Source organism: Mesorhizobium sp. Z1-4, assembly GCF_004000235.1.
Lineage (GTDB): Bacteria > Pseudomonadota > Alphaproteobacteria > Rhizobiales > Rhizobiaceae > RCIO01.
Window position 1 is genome coordinate 289,366 of record NZ_RCIO01000002.1, and the last position, 19,433, is coordinate 308,798.

The following is a 19,433-nucleotide window of genomic DNA, read 5'->3' on the forward strand; positions in this document are numbered from 1 at the left end:
CGCTGCTTGTGTGCGGAGACGTTCCTAACGTCCGAGGAGGCTGCGTATGCGGCCGCGAATGATGCGTGCGAGGTTGCGCGTCTCACGGTACATATGAAGCTGCGATGCCGCCTGGCGCGTTGACCTGTCGGCCTCAGGTGTCAGGCCGATGACCATCGTGCCGACCTTGCGGCGTTCCATCCACAGCCGGCTCATGACCGGGTGATCGGGAACGGCGCAGGAATCCGTAGCGACGATATTCGGATCGTCCAGATGGGTGCGGGTCACGTCAAGCATCAGAAGAGTGCCCGGCGAATAGGCCGCATAGGCTTCGTCATATGCGGTTTTCCAAGTGTATGCGACGCCGTTTTCGATGAAGACGATCAGGCAGGCGATCGGCTGGCCGGCGAGTGTCAGCGTGTGGACGCGGCACAGGTCGCGCTCGGCCAGACGGAAGACCGCCTCGCGCGCAAACGCGGCGCGGAAACGGTCGACGGCCATTGCCGTGCGTTCCCGCCCCTTCCAGCCGCGTGCCTCCAGCGTGAGAAATGTCTCGACGCCGAGGCGAATGTCGTCGGCGCTGCGCGCAACATTGTATACGACGGGGCCGTGTTCCTGCAGCCGGCGCCGCAGGCGGCGGAATTCTCGCAGGTGATGCGAACGCAGGGCCTGATGCAGATAGTCGTCCGGTTCAAGGCTGCTTTCCAGGAACGGGCGATCGACCTCATTGGTGGTGACCAGGGTAAGGTCGCGATCGGCTGCAAAACCACGCAGGATAGTGGCAAATGGTCCGTCGAGCCGGACTTCCGGCATAACAAACACGCGCGGCAGCTGGAGGTGCTTGCGGCCGAGCATGGTGAAAAAGTCTTCGATCACGCCAACCGGATCGTCGCGGTCGACGAGCGGCGTTCCGAGCGGACCGAACGGGTTCGACCAGGTGCGCATTATCGGCACGCCGAGCGGCATCGGGGCCTTTTCGACCGACAGCGGCACCAGCAGGCGCAACCGGCTCTTTTCCTCGTCGCCGTCGCGGATCACGGCCAGGCGGACCTCCCGGTCCTCGAGACGCGGCATCGCGGGCGCCAGAAAGCGCGGATTGAAAAAGACGTTCGGCTCGATGGACCGGGCGCACAGGTGCTCAAGCTCTTCGACCAGGTCAAAACCCGCCGACGCCGGGTATATGGCCAGCCGCCGGTTCGACCTTGGGCCGCCCAGGCTTTCCAGATGCGCGGGGTCGGGGCTGAGGCTGGGCACGCCGGCCAGATTGGTGAGCATCGCTCCAGACGGCCCGGCGCTGGTTTCCTCGAGCATCGGTACGGCAGCCATTATCGTGTCTCCCGCGCGCCTGCGGCCGGCAAAAATACGGCCATGACAATGCCCAGCCTGTACCAAACGATGAAAGAAAGCGTTGCCGCTTCGAAAGTCATTGCGATCGTTGTCGCGATCGCGGCGCCCCAAAGCCCGTAATCAGGAATGAGAAGCACGTTGAGGCCGACGTTCAATGCGAGCGTGGCGGCATAGGCCATGGCGCAGATGTTCTGGTGCCCCGTCATTGTGAGAAGGCTTTCGGCCGGGCCGACCGCAGCGCGCGCGACCACACCCAGCACAAGCAGGAACAGCAACGGATAACCGGCATCGAAGCCGGGTCCGAAGAGGATCAGCATGGGTTTGCCGACGATCAGGATCACGACGGCGAGCAGGAGCGTCGGGAAGAAGGTCCAGTTGACCGTTACGCGGGCAAATTCGCCGAGGCGGCCAGGCACGTTCTCCTGCGCCAGATGCGCATAGCGCTGCGCGACGCCGGCCTTGACGGCGAAGTAGACGAAATGAGCGATCGCCAGCGTCTTGACCGTGGCGTAGTAGATCGCGACGTCGTGCGGTGTCATGTAGGCGCCGACCATCAGTACATCGGCATTGGTAAGCAGGAAGAAGAAGCTCTCGACGAGGAAGATCGGCAACGACACCGAAATCCAGAAACGCAACGAAACGGTGCGCGGCCCTTCTTCGATCCTGCGGTCGATGCGTGTCGTGACGTTGATCAGCTGGTAGATCGTGGTGGCGTAGGTTGCCGTGATTGCTGCCAGGATCGCGGTTGTCGCGTTGGGCGCGTAGCCGGCGATCATCGCGCCGGCCATGAACAGAAGGATCAGTATGGGGCGGATGAGGTAGGTCGGCGCGAGTGCGGCACCTGCCCAGGCGTTGGCACGCGCGATGCCCTGCAACACGTCGGAGAGTGCGATCATGGGCAGGCAGACGATGCCGAGATAGAACGGCACGACGTAATAGCTTTCGATACTGCCGGCGAACAGCCAGAGTCCGGCAGCTCCGGCAGCCGCGATTGCAGACGAGGCCAACAGCACGAAGAGCCTGCTGGTCAGCAGAATGCCGCGCAGCTCGGCGAGTTTGCCGGCCTCGCGGTACTGCGGGACAAACCGGATGACCGTGGTGTGGAAGCCGAGGCATGACAGGTTGCCGATGATCACCATCGTGACCCAGACAAGAACGAAAATGCCGTATTCGAATGCGCCCATCCAGCGGGCCAGCAGCACCTGGCTCGCGAAGGCGATAACGGCATTGGCGATTCGAACCATAAATGCGATCAGCGAAACGCGGCCGGCAGCGCCGGAGTCGCCCGAGATCAGACCGTCTATGCGTGAGACAACGGGCTCGGCACGATGTGCCAGCCACTTTGGCAGAAGCCGCTCAGCCGTCATTGCCGCGGAAAACCGCACGCGCTACTCTCCGATCCTCCGGAATTTCCGGCGCCATTATGGCGAAAACTCTTTAAGAAACAGTTCGGTCGCGGTGCCGGGCCTTTTGGAAACAGACAATTCGGGGAGGCGCACCAGATGACCGTAACAGAGACCTGGAGACCGATGTCGAAGGCGCCGCGCGACGGGAGCCGGATTCTGGTGACCGTGCGTTCCGTGGAGCAGGGGCCCGCCGAGGTGGACATGGCCTATTGGGCGCGCGCCGACCGGTTTGGCGCCGAAGGCTGGCGTGCGGCAGACTCCAGCCCCGGCTGTGTCATCTCCTATGCCGAGCCGGAGCTGAAATGCTGGATGCCGCTTCCGAACCATGGCGGGGCGGGCGGGCGCGGCTTTCCCGCACCGCATGAAGGCGACGAGGTTCTGGAAGATGGTGCGGGGATCTAGGGCAATGCGCGTATGCCGTGAGAGGCTGTGCGGCGATCGGCGATGACGAGCGGGCAAAGGTGCTGCGGGCGCAAGCACATGGACAGTCTCGGTGTCGGCGCTTTGCGTAATCCCATCGAACTGGCAGAGCGCGGCGACTAGGCTGACGCTTCCACGCCGCAACGGCCGGAGGTCTCGAGGCATTTGGAACACGGCTGGACCGACCCGGAAGTCATTCTGCTGATCGTGCTGGCGGCGTTCATCGCCTATTCGCTGCTCACCCGGGCAATCGCGCGGACAATCGTCACCCTGCCCATGGTATTTGCCGCGATCGGCTTCGCCATGTCCGGCCCAATCAGTGCGACCATACCGGACGAACTGTTGGATGACGGGGTGCGGTTCGTCGCCGAAATCACGCTTGTGCTGGTTCTGTTTTCCGATGCCAGCCACGTGCGGCTTGAACATCTGCGCACGGATTACAAGCTGCCGCTGCGCATGCTGGTGCTGGGCATGCCCATGTCGGTGGCGCTCGGTACGGCCGTCGTTTTCGCGCTCAATCCCGGCGCGGGGGTCGCCATGGCGCTGCTTACCGCGGCAGTACTGACGCCAACCGACGCTGCGCTCGGGCAGCCGGTGGTGGCAAGCCCCGAAGTGCCGAAACATCTCAGCGAAACGATCAATGTCGAAAGCGGACTGAATGACGGACTGGCGCTGCCATTCGTGCTTTTCGGTGCCATAACCGCCTCAGTGGGCGCGGCCAGCGGGGCAACCGAGGGTCTGGCTGTCACCGCGGTATTGCAAGTGGTTCTGGGGCCGCTTGCCGGCGCCGCGGTGGGATGGGCAACGGCAAAACTGATGGACGCTGCCGAGAACCGGAATCTGATGGCAGAATCCGCCGGCGGCGTGGTGTTTCTGTCGGCGGCCTTCGTGGCCTATTTCGGTTCCGAACTGATCGGCGGCAACGGCTTCATTGCCGCCTTCGTGGCCGGCATGGTGTTCGGCAACAGCTACCGCCACGATATCCGTTTCATCGGCGAATTCATGGAAGGGGCGGGACAGCTGCTCACCATGTCGGCGTTCCTGATATTCGGGGCGATACTGATGCCGCGCGGCCTAGCGCACGCCTCCATTCCGACGGTGCTGATCGCGGTGCTGTTTCTCACCGTTGTGCGGATGCTGCCGATTTTCGTGTCGCTGGCAGGCACCGGGTTGCCGGTGCGGGAGAAGCTGTTTCTGGGGTGGTTCGGTCCGCGCGGTCTGGCCTCGATCCTCTTCACGCTGATCATGATCGACGTTTACGACATCCCGTATCAGGAAGAGTTTCTCGCCTGCGTGTCGATGACGGTGTGCCTGTCGATACTGGCTCACGGCATGACCGCTACGCCGCTGGCGCGGCGTATCGGAAAGCGCGAAAAAGCAGTGTGACGAACGCGCTGCCTAGGCGAACGCGCCATGGCAGTGCTTGTACTTCTTGCCTGAGCCGCAAGGGCAGGCTTCGTTGCGGCCAACCTTGCCCCATGTCGACGGATCGTCGGGGTTGCGGTCTTCGGCGGCGACCTGGCGCGGCGGAGCAAGGGTCATCGTGTCACCGTCTCCCTCGCCGAAGTCGTTCTCGCCCGTCGTGGCGTCGACATGGACGCCTTCGCCGTCGGGCGCCTGCGGCGGCGGCGCATCGGCTGCCTCGCGCACCAGTTCGACACGCATCAGCTGTGCAGTGACCGCCTGGCGCAGATTGGCCAGCATGGCCTGGAACAGTTCGAACGCCTCGGATTTGTATTCGTTAAGCGGGTCGCGCTGCGCGTAGCCGCGGAAGCCGATGACCGAGCGAAGATGGTCGAGATTGACGAGGTGCTCGCGCCACAGATGGTCGAGTGTCTGCAACAGCACCGTCTTTTCGACATAGGTCATGATGTCGGGGCCGAAACGTTCGGCGCGCTCGGCGGCGGCCTTGTCGGCAGCCTCGGTCAGGCGCTCGCGGATGTGCTCCTCGTCGATGCCCTCTTCCTTGGCCCATTCCTCGACAGGCAAGTCGAGATTGAGGTGGGTGCGGACATCTTCCTTGAGTTTCTCGGTATCCCACTGCTCGGCATAGGCCTTCTCGGGGATACTGCGCGCCACCATGTCGTCGATGACGTCCTGGCGCATCTCGGCGACGGTTTCGGTAAGCGATTCGCCGTCCATCAGTTCGAGACGCTGCTCGAAGACCACCTTGCGCTGGTCGTTCATCACGTCATCGTATTTGAGCAGGTTCTTGCGGATGTCGAAGTTGCGCGCTTCCACCTTCTTCTGCGCCTTTTCAAGCGCCTTGTTGATCCAGGGGTGGATGATCGCCTCGCCTTCCTGAAGGCCGAGCTTCTGCAGCATGCCATCCATGCGCTCCGACCCGAATATGCGCATCAGGTCGTCCTGCAGGGACAGGTAGAACTTCGAGCGGCCGGGATCGCCCTGACGGCCCGAACGGCCGCGCAACTGGTTGTCGATGCGGCGCGACTCATGGCGCTCGGTTGCGAGCACGTAGAGGCCGCCGGCAGCCAGCGCCTTCTCCTTCAGCGCCTTGATGTCGGCGCGGATGGCCTCTTCCTTTTTCTTGCGCTCCGGCCCGTCTTCCATGTCGCCAAGTTCGTTGGCGATGCGCATATCCGCGTTGCCGCCGAGCTGAATGTCGGTGCCGCGGCCGGCCATGTTGGTGGCGATGGTAACGGCGCCGGGCACACCGGCCTGGGCAACGATCAGAGCTTCTTGTTCGTGGTGGCGGGCGTTGAGAACCTGGAAGCTGGTGATGCCTTCGGCGCGCAGCCGCTCGGCCAGATACTCCGATTTCTCGATCGACGTGGTGCCGACGAGCATAGGCTGGCCTTTGGAGCTGGCGGCGCGGATCTCGTCGACGATCGCCTTGTATTTCTCTTCCGTCGTCCGGTAGACCTCGTCGTCTTCGTCGGCACGGCTAATCGGCAGGTTGGTGGGGATCTCGGCCACGTCGAGGCCGTAGATATTGCCGAACTCTTCAGCCTCCGTCGCCGCCGTGCCGGTCATGCCCGCGAGCTTGGAATACATGCGGAAATAGTTCTGGAACGTCACCGAGGCCAGCGTCTGGTTTTCCGGCTGAATGGCGACATGTTCCTTGGCTTCCAGTGCCTGGTGCAGGCCTTCCGAATAGCGGCGGCCCGGCATCATGCGGCCGGTGAATTCGTCGATGATGACGATCTCGCCATTGCGCACGATATAGTCTTTGTCCTTCTGGAACAGCCGGTGGGCGCGCAATGCATTGTTGGCGTGGTGGACGATGGCGACATTTTCGATGTCGTAGAGGGACTCCCCCTTCATGAGGCCGGCTTCGCGCAGAAGATTCTCCATCTTCTCGGTGCCTTCCTCGGTGAAGGTGGCCGTACGCTGCTTTTCGTCGATCTCGTAGTCGCTCTCGACCAGATTGGGGATGAGTGCGTCGACGGCGTTGTACATGTCCGACTTGTCGTCGAGCGGACCGGAGATGATGAGCGGCGTGCGCGCCTCGTCGATCAGGATGGAGTCCACCTCGTCGACAATCGCGAAATTGTGACCGCGCTGCACCATCTGGCCGCGCTCATATTTCATGTTGTCGCGCAGATAATCGAAGCCGAGCTCGTTGTTGGTGGCGTAGGTGACGTCGCAGGCATAGGCCTCGCGGCGCTGGTCGTCATTCATGCCATGCACGATGACGCCGACGGAGAGGCCGAGGAATTTGTAAAGCCTGCCCATCCATTCCGCATCGCGGGTGGCGAGGTAATCGTTCACGGTGACGACGTGCACGCCCTTGCCCTCGAGCGCGTTGAGGTAGACCGGCAGCGTAGCGACGAGGGTCTTGCCTTCGCCGGTCTTCATCTCGGAGATCGACCCCTCATGCAGAACCATGCCGCCGATGAGCTGCACGTCGAAGGGCCGCATGCCGAGCGCCCGGCGCGAAGCTTCGCGGACCGTCGCAAATGCGGGCACCAGAAGGTCTTCGAGCTTGGCGCCATTGGCGAGGTCCTCGCGGAACTTGACCGTGCGCGCAGCCAGTTCGGCGTCGCTCAGAGCCTCAAGCTCGTTTTCCATGGCGTTGATGGCCTCGATACGCGGGCGCATCGCCTTCAGCCGCCGGTCGTTCGAAGAGCCGAATACCTTGCGGGCCAGGGCACCAAAACTGACCATTATGGTCCTTTCAAAGCAAAGTCGCAGGGCCGGCGGCAATCTCGTCTGCTCGCGCGGACGCCCCGGATGTGAACGGACTTCCGGAAAAAACGGAAGTGGACGCGGAGTCGAAGGACAGATAAGAGGGGGCACTATCGATGTCAACGCCGCCACAAGGCGGTTGCGGCCTGCACAAAAGAGCCAGATTTCGGCTGAAATGTGCCCTTCACAACCAACCGGAGAAGTCCGAATGCATCACCTAATTGGTCGGGCAGCCGCCGCCGTCATCCTCGCCGGTGCCGCCGCAATTTCAGTAACCGGAGCAGTGAGGGCGCAGGACACGACAGTCATCGCGACCGTAAACGGCCACACCATCACCGAGGCCGACGTGGTGCTCGCCGAGAGCGATCTCGACCCGCAGTTCGAGCAGCTGCCGCAGGACCAGCGGCGCGCCGCGGCGGTGTCGGCGATTATCGAGATCAAGCTGGCGGCAGCGGCCGCGGAGCAGGCCGGTGTTGCCGACAATCCCGAGTTTCAGCGGCGCATGAACTTTTTGCGTGACCGGGCCCTGCACAGCGAATTCGTGAAGGACCGTGTTGCGAACGCAGTGACCGACGAGGCCGTGCGTGCGCGGTACGACACCGAAATCGCGTCGGCGCCCGTGACCAACGAGGTTCGTGCATCGCACATTCTGGTAGAGACCGAAGAAGAAGCGCGCGACATCATTCGCCAGCTTGGCGAAGGTGCCGATTTCGGCGAACTGGCGAAAGAGCATTCCAGCGACGGCTCGGCGCAGAGTGGCGGCGATCTGGGCTTTTTCGGCCCCGGCCGCATGGTGCCTGAGTTCGAGAGCGCGGCATTTGCCCTGGATGTCGGAGGACATTCACAGGAGCCGGTAAAGTCGCAGTTCGGATTTCACGTCATCAAACTGACCGACAAGCGGCCGCAGCAGCCGCCGGCATTCGAGCAGGTGGAGCGGCAGATACGGTCGCTGCTGCTGCGCGAGAAATATTTCGCCGAGATCGCCGATCTCAGAAAGGCTGCCGAGGTTGAAATCTCCGACCCTGCGCTCAAGGCGGCCGTAGAGGCCGTCGACGGCCAGTAGCGACAGCGGGAAGGCAGCCATGTCGACAAGCATTTCGCCGCTCGCTCCGAAAAAGCACCCGAAAATGCCAGCGATCGCCGGAGTGCGTATTGCGACCGCCGAAGCCGGGATCAAATACAGCGGGCGCACCGACCTTATGGTCATGGTGTTCGACGCCGGAACTTCAGCGGCGGGTGTTTTCACGCGCTCGAAATGCCCATCGGCGGCAGTCGATTTCTGCCGCGAAAACCTGCCGGGCGGTACAGCGCGTATCCTGGTGGTCAACTCCGGCAATGCCAACGCCTTCACCGGAAAGCGCGGGCGCGAGACGACACGCATGACCGCAGAGGCGGCGGCCCGAGCCGTCGGCGGCAGCGAGCGTGACGTCTTCCTAGCCTCCACCGGCGTGATCGGCGAGCCGCTGGACGCCGGGCGGTTCACGCATCTGCTTGCAAAACTTGCCAAGGACGCCGAGCCCGATGGATGGGCGGGTGCCGGCAAGGCCATCATGACGACGGATACGTTTCCGAAATATGCGTCTGCCGTTGCCAGGCTGGGCGACGCGGATGTCACCATCAACGGCATCGCCAAGGGCGCCGGCATGATCGCGCCGGATATGGCGACCATGCTGGCATTCGTCGCGACCGACGCGCCGATTGCCGCGCCTGTGTTGCAGGCATTGCTTTCCAAGGGCGTGGGCAAAACGTTCAATTCCGTCACCGTCGACGGCGACACCTCCACAAGCGATACGCTGATGATGTTCGCGACCGGTGCTGCGAGGGCGCATGGCGCGCCCGAAATCACCGATGCCGGCGATCCGCGGCTGGCTGGCTTCGAGCGCGCACTCAATCGGCTGATGAAATCGCTGGCCGTGCAGATTGCGCGCGACGGCGAAGGCGCGCGCAAGCTGATCGAGGTCAATGTCAGCGGCGCAAAATCCTCTCGTTCGGCGAAGAAGATCGCGATGGCGATCGCCAACTCGCCGCTGGTGAAAACGGCGGTGGCGGGCGAGGATGCGAACTGGGGGCGTGTGGTCATGGCTGTCGGCAAGGCCGGGGAGCCTGCCGACCGCGATCTTTTGAGCATCAGCTTCGGCAAGCTGCGCGTCGCCCACCACGGCGAACGCGACCCCGGTTATTCGGAGGCAGCGGCGTCGGACTATATGCGGGGCGACGAGATCAGCATCGGGGTCGATATCGGTCTCGGCCGCGGCAAGGCAACCGTCTGGACGTGCGATCTCACCAAAGAATATGTCGCCATCAATGGCGACTACCGCTCCTAAGGACGATCATGAGCGAGCTGCTGAACACATCGCCGCTCGGCGTGGCGAGGCGCTTCGAAGCCGCAGGCTTCAGGGCCTGGCCGGCTGCCTCCGTGCACTACGATCATACATGGATCATCCGGCTCACGGCCGGGCATCCGGCCAAGCGGCTCAATTCCGTCAATCCGCTTGATCCGGGCGATGTCCGCGATCTGGACGGTCGTATAGAACGGGCGGCGCGGCGCTTCGAGGCTTATGGGCGGCCGCTGGTGTTCCGGATGTCGCCGCTGGCGGGCGAACAGCTGACAAAGCGGCTTGATGCGGACGATTGGGAACGGTTCTCGGAGTCACTCGTGATGATGATGCCGCTGAGAGCGGCACCGCTTGACGACGTCATGCCGCTCATTCCCCTCAAAGACCTTGGCCGCTACATCAGCGCGACGATCCGTACGCATCAACATGACGCCTCGGTGCGGCCGGGACTGACCGAGCTCGTCGGTTCTATCGAACCGGAGGCGGGGCTTTTTGCCATCGATGCCGAAGACAAGGCGGTGGCCAGCGCGCTTTGCGTTCATGACGGCGAACTGGCCGGCCTTTTCGAGGTTGCAACGCATGAGGCGGCGCGCGGCAATGGCCATGGCCGTCGCATCGTTCTTTCGGCCATGAAATGGGCGCGCACGCGCGGCGCACGTATTGCCTGGCTCCAGGTCGAAGCCGACAATGAAGCCGCAATTGCGCTTTACCGTTCGCTCGGGTTCAGTGAAGCGTACCGCTATCACTACCGCCGCCCGCAGGAGGACGGAAAGTGAGCGGGCAGGGGCCCCGCAAACTGCTTATCGTTGTTGCCTGCGCGCTGGTCGATGCCGACTCGCGGGTGCTGATAGCGCAACGGCCGCAAGGCAAGTCGCTGGCCGGATTGTGGGAGTTTCCCGGGGGCAAGCTGGAAGCCGGCGAAACGCCGGAAGAGGCGATCGTGCGCGAGCTCCGGGAAGAGCTCGAGATCGAGACCAAGGTCGCCTGCCTGGCGCCGCTGACCTTTGCCAGCCACACCTATGAGGATTTCCATCTGCTGATGCCGCTTTTCGTGTGCCGCAGGTTCTGGGGAACGCCGGTTGCGGTGGAACATCAGGCGCTCAAATGGGTGCGGCCGCAGAAGCTGCGCGACTATCCCATGCCGCCGGCCGATGAGCCGCTGATCGCACATCTGATCGATCTGCTTTGAAGCAATTCCAAGTCAATCATGATTAACGGATCCTTCACGCGGCAATGAAATAGTACAACTTGTCCGTTTCGGCGATTGGCACCGGGGCGCGTGGGCAAGGAGCCGGTTTCATGTGGCCTGAGCAGAACGGGAACACCCGACCCAAAGAAGACGAACCCCAGGACTTTCTTGGCGTTGCGGGCTCTCTGCGGTTTGCGCTTCTGTTCGGCGCCGCGGCAATCGCACTGGCACTGTTCGTTACTCCCTTTGCGCAGAGGCAGGCCGAGTCTCTTATGGCGCGCGCGCCGATGGGCCTCGACACGATGTCCACCGGTTCTATCGGCCCTTCTGGTGGCAGCAGCGGCGGCAGCTACACGATCCGCCGCAGCGTGCTTCAATCAAGCCCGAACTCAGTCTGCATTATCAAACAGAACGGTGCGCGCACCGGCGATTGCTGAAGTGGTGCCAGGCTCCAACGCGTTAACCATTCGTAACGGCCTGCGGGATTATGGTTCCGCGGGTAAACAGGGGTGCCCGCATGATCAAGCGCTTTTTCCATGACCGGAATGGTGCCACCGCAATCGAGTACGGGCTAATCGTCACCGTGCTGTCACTGGCGATCGTCGCCGGTGTCGCGACGGCCACCAATTCGATCGAATATCTGTTCGCAAACAACACCAGCAGGCTGCAGCAGTCGTTGAACTAGCTGCTAGCTCGGCTTGAGTTTTTCCAGAGCTTCGGCCAGCGAAGCTTTTGCACTGCCGGGTCTAAGCGGCTTTTGCTGCGACTGGTGCGGCGCCCAGCCTGACATCCACACGGTCGAAAAAGTTGCCCTGATACGGCCATCCGGGTCGGAATAGCGCTCGGCATAGATTTGCGCGGCCCGCAGAAAAAGCTGCCGCGATGCAGGCTTGCGGCTGCGGTCCGCCAGCGCGCTGGTTGCGCCCATAGCGCGCAGATCGCGCATCAAATCGAACATCGTGTCATATCGAATGGTGAGGGTTTCGGTATCGGCAACCGGAAGCGCGAAACCCGCGCGTTGCAGTAGTCCGCCGGCCGCGCGTACATCCATGAAAGGCGCAACGCGTGGACTGGCCCCTCCCGTCAGTTCAGTTTCCGCTGCGAGGAGTGCGGCCCGCAGCTCTGTCAGCGTGTCCTGTCCCGGCAAAGCAGCGAGGAAAAGCCCGTCGGGTCTGAGCGCCTTTCTGATCTGAGCCAGAAGGCCGGGCGTGTCGTTGGTTTCGTGCAATGACAGCATGGAAATGGCGAGGTCGACGCTTTCGGGTGCCAGTGGCAGGGCTTCGACAGGCGAAACGAGGCCCGGGGCGCCGGCAAGGAATGCCGCGTCCGGCTCGATTCGCAACACGCTTTCGACTTTGCCCGAGGCCGCGAGTGCCGCCGCCGGGGCCGCCGACAAAGCATGCAGCGTGACCGCGCATTGAAAGCGGCGTTCGACCGAAGCAAGCCGTATCGAGAGATCGGCAACGTGGTGCGCCAGCAGGAAATCAGCGCCAGTTGTCGCTGCGCGGAAAGCCCGCAGCCGGCGCCGCGTGATCAGATCGCTGTCGAAAATCCGGTCCATTCCATCCTGCGCTTTGAGAACTGCACGAAACGCCGTAGCGTGCCGGCGCGTTCCACTTTCGCCGCGGTTCTGGTCGCCGATATGATTGCAGATATCAAGACCCATAGCGTATCTGCCGCCGCAAGCCTCGCGCGGGTGCTGTTTCCGCCGGTCTGTCCCGGCTGCCGGCGGCATGTGCGCGAGCCAGGCACATTGTGCGCCTCGTGCTGGCCGGAGGTCCGGTTCATCGAACCGCCCTATTGCAGCGTTCTGGGCACGCCATTCGCCTTCGAAGTGGGGAAGGCGCTGTGTCGCCTGCGGCGATTGCCGAACCTCCGCCATTTGCGCGGGCGCGGGCTGCCGTGGCCTATTCCGGCATCGCGCGCGAGCTGGTGCAGAACCTGAAATACCGAGACCGTACAGATCTCGCGCCATGGATGGCGCGCTGGATGATCAGGGCAGGTTCAGAGCTCACCGGGGATGCCAATCTCGTTGTGCCGGTCCCGCTGCACGCCAGGCGGTTCTTTTCGCGCCGGTTCAACCAGTCGGCAGAGCTGGCGCGCCATGTCGCGCGGCTGGCGGGTCTGCGCTTCGAACCGGCGGTGATCAAACGCATCAGGCCAACGCGCCAGCAGGTAGGGCTTGCCGCCAATGAACGCGCGGCCAACATGCGCGGCGCATTCGGCGTGCCGGGTGCCGCCAAGCCGGAACTCGCTGGACAGCGCGTTCTGCTCGTCGATGACGTGTTCACGACCGGGGCGACAGTGTCGGCAGTGACACGTGTGCTGAAGCGGGCGGGTGCGCGCGAGGTCGACGTTCTCACATTTGCGATGGCGCTGCCGGGGGACTTCCTGCCCGAAGACGCAGACACTATATAGGGCGTCTGGAGTGCATGATGACCGAAGTTACGATCTATACCCGCATGATGTGCGGTTATTGCGCCGCAGCCAAGAGGCTGCTGGAACGCAAGGGCGTGAAATACACCGAGCACGATGCGAGCTTCTCGCAGGAATTGCGGCGCGAGATGATCCAGAGAGCCAACGGGCGCTCGACATTTCCGCAGATTTTCATCGGCGATCTCCATGTCGGCGGGTCTGACGAACTCCATGCGCTGGAGCATGCCGGGCGGCTTGACCCGATGCTGGAAGGCGTTGACCGGCAAGGTGCGGCCTGATGAGTGTGTTGCGGGTTGCGGCGCTGCAGATGCGCTCGACGACTGAAATCGCGCGCAACGCGGCCGATTTTGAGAAACTGGTGCGAGAGGCAGCGGGCCAGGGTGCCCGCTATGTACAGTCTCCCGAAATGACCGGCGCACTGGTCCGCGACCGCGAAGCGCTGAAAGATCAAATCACCTCGGCGCAGAAGGATATTGTCGTCGGCAAAGCATCGGAGCTGGCCGCCGAACTCGGAATTCATCTTCACGTCGGCTCGACCGCGATCGCACGTGAAGACGGCAAGGTTGCCAACCGCGCATTTCTCTTCGCCCCCGACGGATCGCTGATTACCACCTACGACAAGGTGCATATGTTTGACGTCGATCTCGACAATGGCGAGAGCTGGCGCGAATCCGCGACCTATGAGCCCGGACGCGAGACCGTGGTTGCAGGTATCGGTGCTGCGCGGCTCGGCCTGTCGGTTTGCTACGATCTGCGGTTCCCGCAGCTGTTCAGGGCGCAGGCGCTTGCGGGAGCACAAGTGCTGACGCTGCCGGCGGCATTCACCCGGCAGACGGGCGAAGCGCACTGGCACGTGCTGTTGCGTGCGCGGGCAATCGAAAACGGTGCATTTCTCGTGGCAGCCGCCCAGGGCGGAAAACATGAAGACGGCCGCGAGACTTTTGGCCACTCGATGATTGTCGACCCCTGGGGTGCAATCGTCGCCGAAGCCGATCATGACGAGCCCGCAGTGGTGGTAGCCGACATTGACGTATTGGCGTCGGCCGCGGCGCGGGCCAAGGTGCCGAACCTTGCCAATGCGCGGCCGTTCGAGGTCAGGACTGTGGCTGCATCGGGCGCGGCAGAGCGGCGCGCATCATGATCCGCTTTTCGCTGTGCTGCGATCGCGAGCATGATTTCGACGGCTGGTTTCGCGACAATGCGGATTTCGACAAGCAGAAAAAGCGCGGGCTCGTGACTTGCCCCGTCTGCAATTCCGCGAAGGTCGAAAAGGCGCTGATGGCGCCTTCCGTGCAGACGGCACGCAAGCGCGAGAAGGTGGCGCTGGGCATGAATGCCGAACAGAAGCAGCTTATGGGCAAGCTGAAGGAGCTTACCGACAAGGTGAAGCAGAATGCCGACTATGTCGGCGACAAGTTTCCCGAGGAGGCACGCAAGATCCATTTCGGCGAAACGGACGCGCGCGGCATCTACGGCGAGGCGTCACCAACAGAGGTGAAGGAACTGCTGGACGACGGCGTTGGGATCATGCCGCTGCCGAACATCCCTGACGATACGAACTAGCCGAAGCTAGGTTTCGTTGGCGGCCAGCTTTTCGGCCAGGACCATGTAATTCACGTCCATATCGCGGGAGCGCGCCCAGCGGTCCGCGATCGGATTGTAGGTTACGCCCGTGCGGTCGGTGATGGTGAGGCCGGCGCTGCCGAGCGCGCGTTCCAGTTCGTCGGGACGCACAAGCTTGTCGAATTGATGCGTTCCGCGGGGAAGCCAGCGCAGCACGTATTCGGCGCCGAATATGGCCAGCCCCAAGGCTTTGAGGGTGCGGTTGATGGTGGCGACGAACATGATGCCGCCCGGTTTCAGCATCGCACCGCAGCGGGCAATGAAGAAATCCACGTCCGCGACGTGCTCGACCACTTCCATGTTGAGAATGATGTCGAACTTTTCGCCGTCGTCGGCGAGTTTTTCGGCGGTTTCGGCGCGGTAGTCGATCTTCACGCCGGATTCCGCCGCATGAAGCTTCGCCACCTCGATGTTCGTTTCCGAGGCGTCGGCGCCCACCACCTCGGCGCCAAGCCGCGCCATGGGTTCGCACAGAAGTCCGCCGCCACAGCCGATGTCGAGAATACGCAGGCCTTCGAGCGGTTTGACGGCCCGCGGGTCGCGGCCGAAATGCTCCGCCGCCTTGTCGCGGATATAGGCCAGCCGGGTCGGATTGAATTTGTGCAGCGGGCGGAATTTGCCGTTAGGGTTCCACCATTCGGCGGCAAGCGCGGAGAAGCGCTCGATTTCGGCATTGTCGACCGTGGTTCGCTTTGCCTGTGCCATTGGGGCCTCCTCAACGCGCAACAAGTCGTGGCGGCCCGGCGAAAAGTCAAGCCTCGGCAAGGACGCAGCGCGGGCGCAGTTTGCTTGCGCTGGGCGTGGGCATTGGATATGGAAACCGCGCGCCGGCATACGGCGCATGCAAGGCCGGCCGTTCAGTGGCGTTCCGGCATAGGTATATCGTCCGGTTTCTCCGGCCCCGGCTTGAAGGCATCTGTTAACGATGGCGCGCATCGTGATGAAATTCGGCGGAACGTCGGTCGCCGATCTGGACCGAATCCGCAATGTCGCGCGCCACGTCAAACGCGAGGTGGACGCCGGCAACGAAGTCGCCGTCGTGGTCTCGGCGATGTCCGGCAAAACAAATGAACTGGTCGGCTGGGCACAGCAGATGCCCAAGGTCAGCGGCGGCAATCTGCCATTCTATGACGCGCGCGAATACGATGCGATCGTGGCTTCGGGCGAACAGGTGTCGGCCGGGCTCCTGGCAATTGCGCTTCAGTCGATGGGTGTCGATGCGCGATCCTGGCAGGGCTGGCAGATACCGATCAAGACCGACAACGCGCACGGTGCGGCCCGTATCGTTGATATCGACGCAACGACGCTGATAGAGCGTATCGCGCGCGGCCAGGTGGCCGTGGTGACCGGGTTTCAGGGAATCGGACCTGACAACAGGATCGCCACACTCGGCCGTGGCGGCTCCGACACCAGCGCCGTTGCCGTTGCCGCCGCGGTTAAGGCAGACCGTTGCGATATCTATACGGATGTCGATGGCGTCTATACGACCGACCCTCGTATCGAACCCAAGGCGCGGCGTCTGTCGAAAATTTCGTTCGAGGAAATGCTCGAGATGGCATCGCTCGGCGCCAAGGTGCTGCAGGTGCGCTCGGTCGAGCTGGCAATGGTTCACAAGGTGCGCACTTTCGTGCGTTCCTCTTTTGACGACCCGGACGCGCCGGGCATGGGCGACCCCGACAACCCGCCGGGAACGCTTATTTGCGACGAGGATGAAATCGTGGAACAGCAAGTCGTCACCGGTATCGCCTACGCCAAGGACGAAGCCCAGATATCGCTGCGGCGCGTTGCGGACAGGCCGGGTGTCGCGGCGGGCATTTTCGGACCGCTTGCCGAGGCCGGCATCAATGTCGACATGATCGTCCAGAACATTTCCGAGGACGGTTCGCGCACCGACATGACCTTTACGGTGCCGTCTGGCGACGTGGTCAAGGCGCTCGCCGTGCTCGAGGAGAACCGCGAGGAACTGGGGTTCGACGTCATCCAGCACGAAACCGGAATGGTGAAAGTGTCGGTGATCGGCATCGGTATGCGCAGCCATGCCGGTGTGGCCGCGACGGCCTTCAACGCGTTATCGGAGCGCGGCATCAATATCCGCGCCATCACCACCTCTGAAATCAAGATCTCGATCCTGATCGACGGCGCCTATGCGGAGCTCGCGGTGCGCGCTTTGCATTCCGTCTACGGTCTGGATAAGCAATAGATTCAGCTAACGGGAATCGCCGCGCCCCGGAAATGGGTCAGGGCGCTGCGGGCAGGCGTTCTATGACGCAGATACGTGACATCGGCGGCGGTCCGCGCGTGCTTTTGAAGCGCCTGCGCGAATTCACTGCGGCTGCGCTGGAGCCGCAGGAGCGGCTCGACCGGATCGTGCGCGAAATCGCCCGTAACATGGTGGCCGAGGTTTGCTCGCTCTACGTTCTGCGCGCCGACTCCATGCTCGAACTGTATGCCACCGAAGGCCTGAACCCCGGATCGGTTCACCTGGCACAGCTGCGGCTTGGCCAGGGTCTTGTGGGTACAATCGCGGCGAGCGCGCGGCCGCTCAACCTGACCGACGCGCAGCATCATCCGGCATTCGCCTACCTGCCGGAGACGGGCGAGGAGATCTATCATTCCTTTCTAGGCGTGCCGGTGCTGCGGGCAGGGCGCACGCTTGGTGTTCTGGTCGTTCAGAACAAAACCATGCGGACCTACCAGGACGACGAGATCGAGGCGCTCGAAACCACCGCGATGGTGATCGCCGAGATGATCGCGACGGGCGACCTTGCCCGGCTTTCCCGGCCGGGCATCGAACTCGACCTCGGGCGGCCGGTCAGCTTCGACGGGCTGGCGCTGAGCGATGGCGTCGGGCTCGGCCACGTTGTGCTGCACGAACCGCGCGTTGTGGTCAAAGACCTTTTTGCGGAAGACGGCGAGGCTGAAAGCGCGCGCCTCAACGAAGCGCTTGGATCGCTGCGGCTATCGATCGACGATATGCTTTCGCGCCGCGACGTCGCCTTCGAGGGCGAGCACCGCGCGGTACTCGAAGCCTACCGTATGTTCGCCAATGACCGCGGCTGGGTTCGGCGCATCGAGGAAGCGATCTCCAACGGCCTGACGGCGGAAGCTGCGGTCGAAAAGGTGCAGAGCGACATGCGCGCGCGCATGATGCACATGACAGACCCGTATCTGCGCGAACGGATGAGCGATTTCGACGATCTCGGCAACCGGCTGCTGCGCCAGCTCATGGGACGCGGACCCGAAACGCTGGCTGAAACCCTGCCGAAGGACTCCATCATCGTCGCGCGCTCCATGGGCGCGGCGGAACTGCTCGACTATCCACGCAACCGCCTGCGCGGGCTGGTGCTGGAAGACGGTGCGCCGACCAGCCATGTGGTGATCGTCGCGCGCGCGATCGGCATTGCCGTCGCCGGTCAGGCCAAGGGCGCCGTCTCCATGTCGGAGAATGGCGACGCGATCATCATCGATGGCGATGACGGGCAGGTGCATCTGCGCCCGGCACCCGATGTCGAAGCGGCCTACGCAGAGAAGGCACGGTTCCGAGCGCGCAAGCAGCAGCTCTACCGGGAGCTGCGCGAAAAGCCCTCGGTGTCCGCGGACGGTGTCAAAGTCGATCTCATGATGAATGCCGGGCTGGCGGTCGACCTGCCGCAGCTCGCGGATTCAGGAGCGGCCGGTATCGGGCTCTTCCGGACCGAACTGCAGTTCATGGTCGCTGCGCGGTTTCCGCGGGCCGAGGAACAGGAGCAGCTCTACCGCGAAGTGCTGCAGGCGGCGGGAGACAGGCCGGTCACCTTCCGCACCATCGATATTGGCGGCGACAAGGTGCTTCCCTACTTCAAGGAAGCGGTGCACGAGGAAAACCCAGCGCTTGGCTGGCGTGCGATCCGGTTGACGCTCGACAAACCGACGCTGCTCAGAACTCAGATACGGGCGTTGCTGAGAGCCGCGGGCGGGCGAGAGCTGCGCATCATGCTGCCAATGGTGACCGAGATTTCAGAGATCCGTAAAACCCGGGCGATCATCGACCGCGAGGTGCAGCATCTGTCACGCTTTGCGCATCTGCTGCCGACGCGCATCAAGCTCGGCGCGATGATCGAGGTGCCGTCGTTGCTGTGGCAGCTCAACGAACTGATGCGGGCGGTGGACTTCGTGTCTGTCGGCTCCAACGATCTGTTCCAGTTCGTGACCGCGAGCGATCGCGGCAACACGCGGCTTTCGTCCCGGTTCAATCCGCTTTCGGTGCCCTTCTTGCGGGTTTTGAAACAGATCGCGGATGCGGGCTTCGCCAACGACACGCCAGTGACGCTGTGCGGCGAGCTTGCCGGCAGGCCGCTCTCGGCTATGGCGCTGTTCGGCGTCGGCTACCGTTCGATCTCCATGGCGCCGGCAGCGATCGGGCCGGTGAAAGCGATGTTGCGCGAACTGCCCGTGGGCGCACTTGTCGACCATATGAAAAAGGCCATGAACGGTATGGGTGCCGAAGACGACATGGCTGCAATGTTGATAAAATTTGCCGCTGACCACGGCATCGAGCTTGATCAGTAA

General features: G+C 63.0%; 18 protein-coding genes and 1 pseudogene. 14 read left to right on the forward strand and 5 right to left on the reverse strand.

All coding sequences use genetic code 11. From position 1 onward, the window contains the following. Positions 1 to 24 precede the first annotated feature (24 nt). Both EP165_RS08420 and EP165_RS08425 read right to left on the reverse strand, forming a co-directional pair. Positions 25 to 1,305 (reverse strand): GNAT family N-acetyltransferase, encoded by a 1,281-nt coding sequence (locus tag EP165_RS08420; protein ID WP_127521421.1) that lies wholly within the window; start codon positions 1,303 to 1,305, stop codon positions 25 to 27. Further along, entirely contained in the window at positions 1,305 to 2,711 is a 1,407-nt protein-coding gene (locus tag EP165_RS08425; protein ID WP_164742986.1) for a lipopolysaccharide biosynthesis protein, read from the reverse strand. Before EP165_RS08425 ends, EP165_RS08420 begins: the two co-directional genes overlap by 1 nt. Before the next feature lie 117 nt (positions 2,712 to 2,828). On the opposite strand from EP165_RS08425, the gene EP165_RS08430 reads away from it, so the two are divergent. After that, entirely contained in the window at positions 2,829 to 3,134 is a 306-nt protein-coding gene (locus tag EP165_RS08430; RefSeq protein ID WP_127521423.1) for a hypothetical protein, read from the forward strand. 183 nt (positions 3,135 to 3,317) lie between these two features. Further along, entirely contained in the window at positions 3,318 to 4,538 is a 1,221-nt protein-coding gene (locus EP165_RS08435) for a cation:proton antiporter (protein ID WP_206075886.1), read from the forward strand. A gap of 12 nt (positions 4,539 to 4,550) precedes the next feature. Here the strand turns inward: EP165_RS08435 and secA are convergent, their stop codons facing one another. Then, positions 4,551 to 7,280, reverse strand: a complete 2,730-nt coding sequence (gene secA / locus EP165_RS08440) for a preprotein translocase subunit SecA (RefSeq protein ID WP_127521425.1) — start codon at positions 7,278 to 7,280, stop codon at positions 4,551 to 4,553. Between the two features lie 229 nt (positions 7,281 to 7,509). Here secA and EP165_RS08445 point away from each other — a divergent pair, with 229 nt between their 5' ends. The 6 genes from EP165_RS08445 to EP165_RS08470 all read left to right on the forward strand — a co-directional run bounded on the left by EP165_RS08445 (position 7,510) and on the right by EP165_RS08470 (position 11,511). Further along, positions 7,510 to 8,364 carry a peptidylprolyl isomerase gene (locus tag EP165_RS08445; RefSeq protein WP_127521427.1) on the forward strand — a complete coding sequence of 285 codons (855 nt, stop codon included), beginning with the start codon at positions 7,510 to 7,512 and terminating at the stop codon, positions 8,362 to 8,364. A gap of 19 nt (positions 8,365 to 8,383) precedes the next feature. Further along, positions 8,384 to 9,625, forward strand: coding sequence for a bifunctional glutamate N-acetyltransferase/amino-acid acetyltransferase ArgJ (gene argJ / locus EP165_RS08450; protein ID WP_127521429.1), 1,242 nt, complete (start codon positions 8,384 to 8,386; stop codon positions 9,623 to 9,625). Positions 9,626 to 9,633: 8 nt separating this feature from the next. Further along, a complete protein-coding gene (locus EP165_RS08455) occupies positions 9,634 to 10,413 on the forward strand; it encodes a GNAT family N-acetyltransferase (protein ID WP_127521431.1) in 780 nt (259 codons plus the stop codon). Beyond that, the gene (locus tag EP165_RS08460) at positions 10,410 to 10,826 is read left to right on the forward strand and encodes a (deoxy)nucleoside triphosphate pyrophosphohydrolase (protein WP_127521433.1); all 417 of its coding nucleotides are present in this window, start codon (positions 10,410 to 10,412) and stop codon (positions 10,824 to 10,826) included. The genes EP165_RS08455 and EP165_RS08460 overlap by 4 nt, the downstream gene beginning before the upstream one ends. Positions 10,827 to 10,885: 59 nt before the next feature. Then, entirely contained in the window at positions 10,886 to 11,263 is a 378-nt protein-coding gene (locus EP165_RS08465; RefSeq protein ID WP_245440083.1) for a hypothetical protein, read from the forward strand. Between the two features lie 80 nt (positions 11,264 to 11,343). Continuing rightward, positions 11,344 to 11,511 (forward strand): Flp family type IVb pilin, encoded by a 168-nt coding sequence (locus tag EP165_RS08470; protein ID WP_127521437.1) that lies wholly within the window; start codon positions 11,344 to 11,346, stop codon positions 11,509 to 11,511. Positions 11,512 to 11,514: 3 nt separating this feature from the next. Here the strand turns inward: EP165_RS08470 and EP165_RS08475 are convergent, their stop codons facing one another. After that, positions 11,515 to 12,387 (reverse strand): methyltransferase domain-containing protein, encoded by an 873-nt coding sequence (locus EP165_RS08475; protein WP_127521439.1) that lies wholly within the window; start codon positions 12,385 to 12,387, stop codon positions 11,515 to 11,517. Between the two features lie 81 nt (positions 12,388 to 12,468). Here EP165_RS08475 and EP165_RS08480 point away from each other — a divergent pair. The 4 genes and pseudogenes from EP165_RS08480 to EP165_RS08495 all read left to right on the forward strand — a co-directional run bounded on the left by EP165_RS08480 (position 12,469) and on the right by EP165_RS08495 (position 14,825). Next, a pseudogene (locus EP165_RS08480) lies at positions 12,469 to 13,244 on the forward strand (ComF family protein). A gap of 17 nt (positions 13,245 to 13,261) precedes the next feature. Next, a complete protein-coding gene (gene grxC / locus EP165_RS08485; RefSeq protein WP_127521441.1) occupies positions 13,262 to 13,540 on the forward strand; it encodes a glutaredoxin 3 in 279 nt (92 codons plus the stop codon). Continuing rightward, complete coding sequence (locus tag EP165_RS08490; RefSeq protein WP_127521443.1) at positions 13,540 to 14,403, forward strand: carbon-nitrogen hydrolase family protein; 864 nt, start codon at positions 13,540 to 13,542, stop codon at positions 14,401 to 14,403. The genes grxC and EP165_RS08490 overlap by 1 nt, the downstream gene beginning before the upstream one ends. Continuing rightward, positions 14,400 to 14,825 carry a DUF1178 family protein gene (locus tag EP165_RS08495; RefSeq protein WP_127521445.1) on the forward strand — a complete coding sequence of 142 codons (426 nt, stop codon included), beginning with the start codon at positions 14,400 to 14,402 and terminating at the stop codon, positions 14,823 to 14,825. Before EP165_RS08490 ends, EP165_RS08495 begins: the two co-directional genes overlap by 4 nt. A 6-nt stretch (positions 14,826 to 14,831) precedes the next feature. On the opposite strand, the gene ubiG is transcribed toward EP165_RS08495, so the two are convergent. Continuing rightward, positions 14,832 to 15,590: a bifunctional 2-polyprenyl-6-hydroxyphenol methylase/3-demethylubiquinol 3-O-methyltransferase UbiG gene (gene ubiG / locus EP165_RS08500; protein WP_127521447.1), complete on the reverse strand. Its 759-nt coding sequence runs from the start codon at positions 15,588 to 15,590 to the stop codon at positions 14,832 to 14,834. Positions 15,591 to 15,810: 220 nt separating this feature from the next. On the opposite strand from ubiG, the gene EP165_RS08505 reads away from it, so the two are divergent. Beyond that, positions 15,811 to 17,085 carry an aspartate kinase gene (locus tag EP165_RS08505; protein WP_127521448.1) on the forward strand — a complete coding sequence of 425 codons (1,275 nt, stop codon included), beginning with the start codon at positions 15,811 to 15,813 and terminating at the stop codon, positions 17,083 to 17,085. 62 nt (positions 17,086 to 17,147) lie between these two features. Beyond that, positions 17,148 to 19,433 carry a phosphoenolpyruvate--protein phosphotransferase gene (gene ptsP / locus EP165_RS08510; protein WP_501981665.1) on the forward strand — a complete coding sequence of 762 codons (2,286 nt, stop codon included), beginning with the start codon at positions 17,148 to 17,150 and terminating at the stop codon, positions 19,431 to 19,433.